Origin of the sequence: Phycobacter sedimenti (assembly GCF_038148855.1) — a bacterium.
GTDB lineage: Bacteria > Pseudomonadota > Alphaproteobacteria > Rhodobacterales > Rhodobacteraceae > Phycobacter > Phycobacter sedimenti.
Genome location: NZ_JBBVGR010000009.1, coordinates 38,880 through 50,771 on the forward strand (window position 1 = coordinate 38,880; position 11,892 = coordinate 50,771).

Consider the following 11,892-nt stretch of genomic DNA (forward strand, 5'->3'; position numbering starts at 1 on the left):
GAAAAAGGGTGCAGCCGATGCCGCACCCTTTTCACTGAACTGCTGAACCTGGGAAAAAGGTCTCAGGCCTCCAGGATATCATCATCCACCGCGCCGTCTGGACGATCGAAGTCCAGCCCATGGGCCGCCCGGATCTTGTCCTCGATGTCATAGGCGATTTCCGGATTCTCGCGCAGGAACTGTTTGGCGTTTTCACGCCCCTGCCCGATCCGCTCATCCCCGTAAGAGAACCAAGCACCGGATTTGTTCACGACGCCCGCGGCGACCCCCAGATCCAAAAGCTCGCCCATCTTGGAGATGCCTTCGCCGTACATGATGTCGAATTCCACCTGCTTGAAGGGCGGCGCCACCTTGTTCTTCACGACTTTGACGCGGGTTGCGTTGCCGACGACCTCGTCCCGATCCTTGATCGAACCGATGCGACGAATATCCAGACGCACGGAGGAATAGAACTTGAGCGCGTTACCGCCCGTGGTGGTTTCGGGCGAGCCGAACATCACGCCGATCTTCATCCGGATCTGGTTGATGAAGATCACCATACATTTGGAGCGGCTGATCGAGCCGGTCAGCTTGCGCATGGCCTGGCTCATCAGGCGGGCCTGAACGCCCACGCTCGAATCCCCCATGTCGCCTTCGAGTTCCGATTTCGGCGTCAGGGCCGCAACCGAATCCACGATGACCATGTTCACAGCGCCGGACCGAACCAGCGTATCGGTGATCTCGAGCGCCTGCTCGCCGGTGTCGGGCTGAGAAATGAGCAGCTCATCAAGATCGACACCCAGTTTGGCCGCATATTGCGGATCAAGCGCATGCTCCGCATCGACAAAGGCGCACACACCGCCCTTTTTCTGCTGTTCCGCAATGCAATGCAGCGTCAGCGTCGTCTTGCCGGAGCTTTCAGGGCCGTAAATCTCCACAATCCGGCCCATGGGCAGACCACCGATCCCCAGCGCAATGTCCAGCCCGAGAGACCCGGTCGAACTCGCTTCGATCTCCTGCAGGGGGTTGCCATCGCCAAGCTTCATGATCGAGCCCTTGCCGAACTGCCGCTCGATCTGGGCAAGCGCGCTGTCCAGCGCCTTCTGCTTGTCACCGCTCACTTTGTTTTTCATGGTCAAAAGATCCGCCATAGTCCCTTGTCCCCTTCTATGTGTCATACCCTTGGGGTCGCGGCAATCACTTGCTTTGTTCGCCTCTTGTTCTTTATGGGATCAAAACAGGAACATTGCAATAACAAACTTGCAGCGCCCGGGCACTCGGGCCAATGTAACGCGGCGAGTTGGTCTCTTTTTGCGCTGCGTTTTCACGGAGTTCGGTTCAGATGATGGTTTTCTATGACGAAAGGCTTGTCGTTCTTTCGGTTCCCAAGACAGGCACGACAGCCTATCAGGCCGCCTTGAAGGACCGAGCCGATATCGTCATTGCCGATCCGCCAGAGCTGAAACACGCCCCGGTCTACCGGTATAATCGCTGGCTGCGTCCCATGTTCGATCGCGTATGCGGCGTCGAACTGGAATTGATGGCGGTCATGCGTCATCCGATAGGCTGGCTTGGCAGTTGGTACAGGTTCCGCCAGCGGCCTTTTCTGGATGGCAAGCCCATGTCAACAAAAGGGCTGTCCTTCGACGATTTCGTCAGAGCCTACTGCAAGGGCGATGTCCCGGCTTTCGCGAATGTCGGCAGTCAGGCCAAATTCCTGGAAGCAAGACCCAACGGCTGTGCGGTTACGCATCTTTTCCGCTATGAGGATCAACCGGCGATCAAGGCCTTTCTCGAGGACCGCCTCAAGACCGAATTCCACCTTGAAAAACTGAATGCCAGCCCGGAGATGGACCTGTCACTCAGCCCTGAGATCGAACAGATCCTCCGCCGCAAACGCCCGGCGGATTTCGAACTCTACGAATCCATTCAGTAACCGGGGTGCGGGGAGTCCCGCATTGATCAAGGCGCGCTCAAGCCTCGGCGGTGGCCTCAGTTCAATTGGGAATGCACGGTTTCCGTAAGCTGGCTCAGAGAGAAGGGTTTCGGCAGGAATACCGAATTCGGAACATCGGGCTCGGCCTCACCAAAGGCCCCTTCCGCATAGCCTGACACAAACACAACACGGGTGTCCGGGCGGTCTTTCAGGGCTTCGCGCACCCAGCTTGGCCCGTCCATCCCTGGCATGACAACATCCGTTACGAAAACGTCCACGTGAAGGCCCGGGTCTTCGAGCGTCCGCAGTGCATCTTCGGCCGACTCGGCCTCCAGCACCGTATACCCACGCATCCGCAAGGCCCGTGATGCAAAGGCCCGCACCGGCGCCTCATCCTCCACCAGCAAGACAACCCCTTCGCCATGCTGCGCTGTTGCGTTGTCTTGTTTCGAGGGGGCCGTGGAAACGGTCTCTGTGGCCTCGGCCTTGTGAACCGGGAAGAACAGCGTGAACCGCGTGCCCTGTCCCTTGATCGAGTCGATGAAGATAAAACCGCCGGTCTGTTTGATGATGCCATAGGCGGTAGACAGGCCGAGCCCCGTGCCTTCACCTGTGCGTTTGGTCGTGTAGAAGGGTTCGAACACCTTTTGCAGCTTGTCGGGATCGATCCCCACCCCTTCGTCAGAGACCTTGATCGTCACCCAGTCCCCGGCGGGCACGGTGGCTCTGTCGCGTTCCAATGGCGCCTTCAAGGTAACGGCCTCGGTCTCGACCCGGATCTCCCCGCCGTTCGGCATGGCGTCACGGGCGTTCACCACAAGGTTCATCAAAACCTGCTCAAGCTGGCGCTTGTCAGCCCTGATCGACCGCATGACGGGGTCATGGCTCAGGGTCAGCGTGACCTTTTCACCAACCAGACGGTTCAGCAGATGGGTCAGATCAGACAGGGTGTCGCGCACATCCAGCACTTCGGGTTGCAGTGTCTGCTTGCGAGAGAAGGCCAAGAGCTGGCTGACCAGCGAGGCCGCCCGGTTGGCGTTCTCATGGATCTGGATCAGGTCTCCGTAGTCCTGATCGCCCTGGTCGTGACGCAGGAGCAAAAGATCACAGTGGCCGGAAATCGCAGTGAGCAGGTTGTTGAAATCATGCGCCACACCGCCCGCCAGCTGGCCGATGGCCTGCATTTTCTGGCTTTGAACGAATTGCGCTTCCAGTGTTTTCAATTCGGTTGCATCGTTCAGAACCGCGATCAGCACCGGCACACCGTCTTCGAAGGTGCGGGTCAGGGTCACCTGAACAAAGACCTCCTTGTCCCGACGCGAAAGTCTCAGGAACTCGGATTTGTTGGAGGCAAGACCGTCCGCCGTGTCGCGGAGCCAATCGGACATCGGCCGCCCAAGCCCCTCCATCAGCTGGCCGAGCTTGAGATCATCCCGTAATTCCACACCCAGCAGATGCACCGCCATTTTGTTCAGGGACAGGATATCCCCGGATGGCGCCACCTTGAGGAAGGGCACGGGCATGTTCTCAAAGCCCCCCGTGGAGACGCTCAATCCAGAGGTATCCACTTCCATCATATAAAGTTCCCTGCGCCCCTGTGTGCTGTTCCTTTCGGTCACAAGAACCTCAACCGGGCCCGATTTGGTCACAATGGTATTCACTTGGCCCGAGCGAACTGGCAGGTCGCTGAACAGGCGCTCGGTTGACTTTACCCGCTCTCCGATCACCTTTCGGGCCGCTTCATTCATGAACAGGACGGCGCCAGAGCGCCCGACCGTGATCATCGGGATCGGCACGGTTTCGGCACCGCGGCCCGGGCCGCTGCGTTCGGCAATATCCTCAACCCGCCACAGGAAACTGCCGCCCTGCATCTGATGCACCGCAAGCCGCACATGCCCGCGTCGCGTGACGATATCCTCGCGGGCCGAACCAGCCTTGGCTGCCTGGCCCTGCAGACGCAGCAGCACCGCCGTCGGGTTTGCCAGCACGGACCGCAGCGTCCCTGCAAGGGTTTCCTGCTTGCCGTCCTGGAACCGTTTCAGAGAGGCATCATTGCAGGCATGGATGCTTCCCTCGTCATCGGTGACAAACGTGGGCGTTGCATCCTTTTCGATGAAGCCGGTCAAAAGATCGGCCGCCATGGCCCGCGCATTCAACCGCACCCGCGCCTGCACCACCATCAAAAGCGCAACAGCCACCAAAGTCAGCGCAACCGCCATCAACCCGCGTGCAACCCAATCCGGCACGGGCACAAGCCAGGGTGACACCAGCAGCGCCGCCGCCAACAAAGCCACCACCGCAAGGCGTTTCTGCTCGGGGGATGCGACCCGCAATGAAGGGACGGAGGAAGTGGGGCGACCTGTCATTGCGGCTCCGTTTAAAAACAAGATGCCGCCAATACGCAGCGATCAAGGTTAAAGCGAGGTTAATGCAAACCCGCCCAATTGGGATCGATACTTATCAATCGGGCTTTGATCGCGTCAACAGAGCAACATAGAAACCGTCGGTTCCGTCCTGAACCCGCCAGCCACGCTGCACACCCAGCTCCCAGCCTTCGGTGCGCGCCAGAAAGGCTTGGACCTGGGCCTGATTTTCCTCATCCAGCATCGAGCATGTCGCATAGGCCAGAACACCGCCGGGGGACACCATGGCGGCAGCCTGATCCAGGATGCCCGCTTGTATCCCGCGGATTTCATCCAGGCGTTCGCGGGTCAGGCGCCATTTGCCTTCGGGTGCGCGTCGCCAGGAACCGGAGCCGGAACAGGGCGCGTCGCACAAGACCAGATCAAAGGGCGCCGCCGCGTTGAGCGCGCTCCCGGACAGGCATGTGACGGACAGACCCGCGCGCGCTGCCCGCTCTGGCAGATCCTTCATCCGGCGCGGATCGATATCATGTGCCGTGAGGTGAAGGTCCGCCCGCGCGCCCATGGCAAGGCTCTTGCCGCCGCCGCCGGCGCAGTAGTCCAGAACCCTCATGCCGTCGGCCAGCGGCAACAGGTCGACAACGGCCTGGCTGGCTGCGTCCTGCAGCTCCACAAGTCCGTTGGTGTAGACCTTGGCGTTGCGCAGTTTTCGCGCGCCCTCCTGCACCTCCAGCGCGGTCGCCGAGGCCGGATGAGGGATAGCAACGATCCCATCCTGGGCAAGCATACGGATGGCCTGTTCCCGATCCGACTTGCCAAGATTGACCCGCAGATGGACAGGCGCGCGGTTTTGCAGGGCTGCTGCCGCAGCAGGCGCATCCGGTCCAAGGCTGCTTTCGAACGAGGACCAGAGCCAGTCCGGGATGTCGCGTTCCTCCGCCACACTGGCAAAGGGTCGCGGATCCGCACGCTCGGCGTCTGTCACGGGCGATGGAGCATGCCCTTCCCCGGTGAACACCTCATCGGGGTTAGTGCCCTGCGCGCGCAACATGCCAAGGATCAGGCCCCGCCCGGTCATGCCGCCACCGAGAACGGCAAAGCTGCGCATGGCCCGCAGCGACGCAAAGACATGATCGCGCACCGCCGCGCGGTCCTTTGAGCCCGCAAAACGGCTGCGCCGCGCCCAGCCCGTCAGCGCCTTTTCCGCTGCAACTCCCGCGATCACCTCGTCCAGGATCTCTATCGCCGCCTGCAGGCGTGCAGCAGGGGTCACGCCCCTGCCCCGATGCCAAAGCCCTCACACATTCGGATCACCCGATCCGATAGTTCGGGCTTTCGCGGGTGATCTGCACGTCATGGACGTGGCTTTCCTTGAGGCCCGCGCCGGTGATCTTCACGAATTCACATTTGTGACGCATGTCTTCCACCGTTGCGCAGCCGGTGTATCCCATGGCGGCACGCAGGCCACCGACCAGCTGGTGGATCACCGCGCTGGCCGACCCCTTGTAAGGCACCTGACCTTCGATCCCCTCGGGCACCAGTTTGTCGCTGGCGGCATCTTTCTGGAAGTAGCGGTCGGCAGAGCCGCGCGCCATGGCGCCGAGGCTACCCATCCCGCGGTAGGATTTGAAGGACCGGCCCTGGTAGAGGATCACCTCACCCGGGCTTTCATCCGTGCCCGCGATCATCGACCCCACCATGGCGCAGGACGCACCGGCGGCGATCGCTTTGGCAAAATCGCCCGAGAACTTGATCCCGCCGTCGGCGATGACCGGAGTATCACCCGCCGCACCGGCGCAATCCATGATCGCCGTCAGCTGCGGCACGCCGACACCGGCCACCATGCGGGTGGTGCAGATCGAACCCGGCCCGATACCGACCTTCACGGCATCCGCGCCCGCATCGATCAGGGCACGGGTTGCTTCGGCGGTGGCCACGTTGCCCGCGATGACCTGTACCTCATTGGACAGCGCCTTGATCCGCTTGACCGCTTCGATCACCCCGGCGGAATGGCCGTGGGCGGTATCCACGACGACAATATCCACGCCCGCGTCGATCAGCGCCTCGGAGCGCTCAAAACCGGAATCGCCAACCGAGCTGGCCGCCGCCACCCGCAAACGGCCCAGATCGTCCTTGCAGGCGGTGGGGTTCAGAACGGCCTGTTCGGTGTCCTTCAGGGTCAGAAGGCCGGTGAGCTTGCCGTTCTTGTCGGTGATCAGCAGCTTTTCGATCCGGCGCGACTTCATCAGGGATTTGGCCTCTTCGCGGTCTGCGGGTTCCTGCAGGATCGCAAGCTTGTCAGAGGTCATCATCACAGATACCGGCGTGCGGTCGTCGCTGGCAAAGCGCATGTCACGGTTGGTGACGATGCCCACAACGCGGCCGTTGCTGTCCACGACGGGGAAGCCGGTGACGCTGTAGCGCTCCTGCAGGGCCTTGGCGTCAGCCAGGGTCTGATCGGCCGTCAGGGTGATCGGGTTGTAGACAATCCCGCTTTCGAAACGCTTCACCCGGCGCACCTGACGGGCCTGTTCGGCCACATCGAGGTTCTTGTGGATGACGCCCATGCCGCCCGCCTGCGCCATGGCAATAGCCATACGGTCCTCGGTGACCGTGTCCATGGCCGAGCTCAGAAGCGGAATATTGAGAGAGATCGACCGGGTGACGCGGGTGCGCGTGTCGGCGGTGCTGGGCAGCACTTCGGATGCCCCTGGAACCAGAAGAACGTCATCAAAGGTGAGAGCCTCACGAATCTGCATTTGTCATCCCCATGCAAAACACCGTTTGGCGGTGACCCTATTGCACAGAAGTCCGGCAGGTAAAAGAGGCCGCGACAATTATTCCCGCCTGCGGCTGGCCCAAGGCCCTGATCTGGGTCAAGGTCGATGCCGCAAGCCCCTGTCACAAAGCATCTGTATCCCGGTTTGGATTAGAACCGCGCTCGAACAATAATAAGGACCCTCCGCCATGCCCGGACCTCTTGCAGGTATCACCATCCTCGATCTCACTCATGTGCTGGCCGGGCCCTATGCCACGATGATCCTATCGGATCTCGGCGCCAAGGTGATCAAGGTCGAGCGCCCCGGCATCGGTGACGACACCCGCAGCTTCCCCCCCTTCAAGGACGGCCAAAGCGCCTATTTCGCAACGATCAACCATGGCAAGGAAAGCATCGCGCTAGACCTGAAGGCGGAAGAGGACCGCGCCATCTTTGACCGGCTTCTGGCACGCGCAGATGTCTTGCTTGAGAATTACCGCCCCGGTGTGATGGAGCGGCTGGGCTATGGCTGGGACGACCTGCAGGTCCGTTTCCCCCGGCTGATCTACGGCGCCGTTTCCGGGTTCGGTCATACCGGCCCCGATGCGTTGAAACCGGCCTATGACATGGTCGTGCAGGCGCGCGGCGGGGTGATGTCGATCACCGGAGAGAAAGACCGCGAGCCTGTGCGCGTTGGTGCGTCGATCGGGGATATCGTCGCGGGGATGTATCTGGTTCAAGGCGTTTTGGCCGCATTGATCGATCTGGAGAAAACCGGCGCGGGCCAGAAGGTCGACGTGGCCATGCTGGACAGCCAACTGGCGCTACTGGAACACGCCATAGCCATCACCTCGGTCACCGGAGAGCCCCCGCGCCCTTCGGGTGCACGCCACCCTTCCATCACCCCGTTCGAGACATTTCACGGCAGCGACGGGCTTTTTGTCATCGCCGCCGGCAACGATACGCTATTTTCGAAACTATGCGAGGCCCTTGAGCTTCCACTGGCGGAGGATCCCCGCTTTGCCACCAACCCCGAACGCTGCAAGAACGCGCGCCTGCTGAAGCGCCTGATCGAGGCCGTTACGATCGGCCAGCCTGCCGATCATTGGATCACGCTTCTGACGGCCGCGGGAATTCCTACCGGCCCGATCCAGAACGTGGCAGAGGTGTTGCAGGACCCCCAGATCCTGGCCCGCAACATGGTGGTGGACGTGCTGGATGAGAGCGGCAAGCCCGCCTATACGGCGGCGGGCAACCCCATCAAGATGTCCGGCCTTGTGGACCCAAAGACCCGCGCCCCGGCGCCGCGCCTGGATGGGGACCGGGCCGCGATCCTGGACTGGCTAAAGCAAAGCTGACACCTGCGCCGCCGCGACGAGCGGGTTTCATTCACATTCCGCATGCGTCTTTTGCAAAAAATGCCGGTGCCGACCCGCAAAATGACGCGGCCCGCCTTTCCCTTGGCCAAAAAGAACTTATGCTCCGCGTCAATAGCGCACTCACTCAAGGCACAGGTATGGCTGACGATCCTCTTGTTGTGTTCACCCCCTCTGGCAAACGCGGGCGGTTTCCGGTCGGAACTCCAGTTCTGACCGCTGCACGGCAGCTCGGCGTCGATCTCGATTCCGTCTGCGGCGGACGCGGTATCTGCTCCAAATGCCAGATCACGCCCTCTTACGGCGAGTTCTCCAAATTTGGCGTTACGGTTGAAGAAGGCGCGCTAAGCCCCTGGAACAAGGTGGAACAGCGCTACAAGGACAAGCGCGGCCTCATCGACGGGCGGCGCCTTGGCTGTCAGGCCCTGATCGAGGGCGATGTGGTCATTGATGTGCCCCCCGAAAGCCAGGTTCACCGCCAGGTCGTGCGCAAACGGGCCGAAGCGCGCGATATCGTGATGAACCCCTCCACGCGGCTCTTCTATGTCGAGGTGGAAGAGCCTGACATGCACAAGCCCTCGGGCGATCTGGAGCGCCTGGTCGAGGCGCTGCGGGTGCAGTGGGAGCTGGACGGAGTCCAGTGTGATCTGCATATTCTCCAACAGATGCAGCCGATCCTGCGCAAAGGCGCGTGGAAGGTCACCGTTGCCGTTCACCTGGGCGACGAAACCACCCCGCCCCGCATCATGCACATCTGGCCCGGCCTGTACGAGGGCGCGCTCTATGGGCTGGCAGTGGATCTGGGATCCACCACCATCGCGGCCCATCTGTGTGATCTGAAAACCGGTGAGGTCGTGGCCTCTTCGGGCATCATGAACCCGCAGATCCGATTTGGCGAAGACCTGATGAGCCGGGTGAGCTACGCCATGATGAACAAAGGGGGTGATCAGGAAATGACCCGCGCAGTGCGCGAGGGGATGCGGCAGCTGTTCACCCAGATCGCCGAAGAGGCTGACATCTCGACCGATCTGATTGTTGATGCGGTCTTTGTCTGCAACCCGGTCATGCACCACCTTTTCCTTGGTATCGACCCGTTCGAACTGGGTCAGGCGCCCTTTGCCCTGGCCACTTCAAATGCCCTGTCACTACGCGCCAGTGAGCTGGATCTCAACATTCACCCGGCCGCACGCGTCTACCTTTTGCCTTGTATCGCCGGACACGTGGGGGCCGACGCCGCCGCCGTTGCCCTGTCCGAGGCGCCCGACAAATCCAAGGACCTTGTGCTGGTGGTCGATGTGGGCACCAATGCGGAAATCCTGCTTGGCAACACCGAAAAGGTTCTCGCCTGTTCGTCGCCCACGGGGCCAGCGTTCGAAGGCGCGCAGATTTCCAGTGGCCAGCGCGCCGCGCCCGGAGCCATCGAACGTGTCGAGATCGACGCCGTGACCAAGGAACCCCGCTTTCGCGTCATCGGATCCGACCTGTGGTCGGATGATCCGGGTTTTGAAACCGAGGTTGCGACCACCGGGATCACCGGCATCTGTGGTTCAGGCATTATCGAGGCGATTGCCGAGATGCGTCTTGCCGGTGTTCTGGATGCCTCCGGTCTGATCGGCTCGGCCGAGCAGACGGGGTCTGCGCGCTGCATAGAGGACGGGCGCACCAACGCCTATGTTCTGTGGGACGGATCTGCCGATGGCGGGCCGACCATCACTGTCACCAACCCGGACATCCGCGCGATCCAGATGGCCAAGGCGGCCCTGTATTCGGGCGCGCGCCTGCTGATGGACAAATTCGGGGTCGATACCGTGGACCGGGTGGTTCTGGCGGGCGCCTTTGGCGCGCATATCTCGGCCAAACACGCGATGGTGTTGGGGATGATCCCAGATTGCCCGCTGGAAAAGGTCACCAGCGCAGGCAATGCCGCCGGCACGGGCGCGCGGATTGCTCTTTTGAACACCAAGGCCCGCCGCGAGATCGAGAACACCGTGCGCCAGATCGAAAAGGTGGAAACAGCCGTCGAGCCACGTTTCCAGGAGCATTTCGTCAATGCCTCGGCCATCCCGAACTCGGTCGAGCCATTCCCGATCCTTGAAACCGTCGTCACCCTGCCAGAGGTGAATTTCAACACCGGCGGCGGCGATGGCGCGGCCGAAGGCGGGCGCAGACGCAGACGGCGGCGCGGCTGACAGGCGATCAACCAAAGATTGCGTTCCGGGGAGAGTTGGGGCTAGGCTTTCCGGCAGGGATTCCCGGAAAGCCTTTTCATGTCACGCAAACTGATCATCTGCCTCGATGGCACGGGCAATGAGGTCGAAAAGAACGAAAGCAATATCCTGCGGCTCTACAAGTGCCTGAAGCATGACGAAAACCAGCTGATCTACTATGAGCCGGGTGTCGGAACCCTGTCCCCTCGCCCCTTTGCCCAGCCCCTGTTCGCAAAGACCCGGCTCGTGCTTGGGCTCGCCTTTGGTCTTGGCCTCCATGCCAACGTGCTGCATGCCTATTCCTTCCTCTGCGAGAACTACCGCGAGGGCGACAAGCTCTATTTCTTCGGCTATTCGCGCGGCGCCTATACGGCGCGGGTTTTGGCTGGGTTCATCAATGATTTTGGCCTGGTCGCGCCGCATGAATTGCATTTGATCGGACCTGTCTTCAGGGCCTGGCGAAAACTGCGCCAGGATGGTCCGCGCACGCAATACGCCCCCCTGCGCATTGCCGAACAGTTCTTTCACATCCGCCACGTCCCGATCCGGTTTCTCGGGCTCTGGGACACGGTCAGCTCCATGATCCGCTTCAAGATCGGCGGCGGCAGCCTGATCGAGTTCGGCACCCATTCAAGCGTAGATGAAAACCCCTCGGTTCAGGCGGTGCGCCATGTCCTGTCGATCGACGAGACCCGCCGTTTCTTTCGCCATCAGGTCTGGAGCGAGGGCCAGATGTACTACGGCAACCGGTTCAAGACCCGCAAGGAGCCACCGCCGCAGGACGTGAAACAGGTCTGGTTCCCCGGTACCCATACGGACATGGCCGGCAGCGTGCCCGAGCCCGAGGCGGGGCTGTCCAAGCAGACCATGGTCTGGATGCGGGAAGAGCTGGACGGACTCGGCGTCGACAGCCTGGTGTTCCGCGAACAATTCTACCAGCGCTATGTCTGCGGGAAGGAGGACAAGGTTACCGAGCGAATGAAACTCGAGATCTCCAAACCCAGCGCCAAAGCGCGGCTGCACAGCCAGATGAAGCTGCGCAAAGGTTGGCCGATCCTCGAGATCTTTCCCGGCCTGACCTCTCGCAGCACATGGCCCGACCAGAAGGGCTGGCTTGGCTACTACATCCCCTGGGGTCAGTACCGGCATATCCCCGAAGATGCCTTGATTGATTCATCCTTTTTCGAGCGCCGCAACGATCCCGCGATGCGATATGACCCGCCCAATCTGCGAAAACGCAGCTGAGGGATGGACCCATGCTGATCACGGGCAT

Annotated in this window: 8 protein-coding genes; 4 read left to right on the forward strand and 4 right to left on the reverse strand. The window is 61.3% G+C overall.

Features of this window, described 5'->3' with window-relative positions; translation table 11 throughout:
- Positions 1 to 62: 62 nt before the first annotated feature.
- A complete protein-coding gene (gene recA / locus AADA15_RS15965; protein ID WP_341642557.1) occupies positions 63 to 1,130 on the reverse strand; it encodes a recombinase RecA in 1,068 nt (355 codons plus the stop codon).
- Between the two features lie 191 nt (positions 1,131 to 1,321).
- Between recA and AADA15_RS15970 the strand changes: the two genes are divergently transcribed.
- The gene (locus AADA15_RS15970) at positions 1,322 to 1,915 is read left to right on the forward strand and encodes a gamma-glutamyl kinase (RefSeq protein ID WP_341642558.1); all 594 of its coding nucleotides are present in this window, start codon (positions 1,322 to 1,324) and stop codon (positions 1,913 to 1,915) included.
- 56 nt (positions 1,916 to 1,971) lie between these two features.
- Here the strand turns inward: AADA15_RS15970 and AADA15_RS15975 are convergent, their stop codons facing one another.
- The 3 genes from AADA15_RS15975 to guaB form a co-directional block, all read right to left on the reverse strand.
- Positions 1,972 to 4,281: a hybrid sensor histidine kinase/response regulator gene (locus AADA15_RS15975; RefSeq protein WP_341642559.1), complete on the reverse strand. Its 2,310-nt coding sequence runs from the start codon at positions 4,279 to 4,281 to the stop codon at positions 1,972 to 1,974.
- 94 nt (positions 4,282 to 4,375) lie between these two features.
- Positions 4,376 to 5,551 carry an RsmB/NOP family class I SAM-dependent RNA methyltransferase gene (locus AADA15_RS15980; protein ID WP_341642560.1) on the reverse strand — a complete coding sequence of 392 codons (1,176 nt, stop codon included), beginning with the start codon at positions 5,549 to 5,551 and terminating at the stop codon, positions 4,376 to 4,378.
- 37 nt (positions 5,552 to 5,588) lie between these two features.
- Complete coding sequence (gene guaB / locus AADA15_RS15985; protein WP_341642561.1) at positions 5,589 to 7,037, reverse strand: IMP dehydrogenase; 1,449 nt, start codon at positions 7,035 to 7,037, stop codon at positions 5,589 to 5,591.
- Positions 7,038 to 7,245: 208 nt separating this feature from the next.
- Here guaB and AADA15_RS15990 point away from each other — a divergent pair, with 208 nt between their 5' ends.
- The 3 genes from AADA15_RS15990 to AADA15_RS16000 all read left to right on the forward strand — a co-directional run bounded on the left by AADA15_RS15990 (position 7,246) and on the right by AADA15_RS16000 (position 11,864).
- Positions 7,246 to 8,394, forward strand: coding sequence for a CaiB/BaiF CoA transferase family protein (locus AADA15_RS15990; RefSeq protein WP_341642562.1), 1,149 nt, complete (start codon positions 7,246 to 7,248; stop codon positions 8,392 to 8,394).
- A 158-nt stretch (positions 8,395 to 8,552) separates the two neighbouring features.
- A complete protein-coding gene (locus tag AADA15_RS15995; protein ID WP_341642563.1) occupies positions 8,553 to 10,601 on the forward strand; it encodes an ASKHA domain-containing protein in 2,049 nt (682 codons plus the stop codon).
- 78 nt (positions 10,602 to 10,679) lie between these two features.
- The gene (locus tag AADA15_RS16000) at positions 10,680 to 11,864 is read left to right on the forward strand and encodes a T6SS phospholipase effector Tle1-like catalytic domain-containing protein (protein WP_341642564.1); all 1,185 of its coding nucleotides are present in this window, start codon (positions 10,680 to 10,682) and stop codon (positions 11,862 to 11,864) included.
- Positions 11,865 to 11,892: the final 28 nt, after the last annotated feature.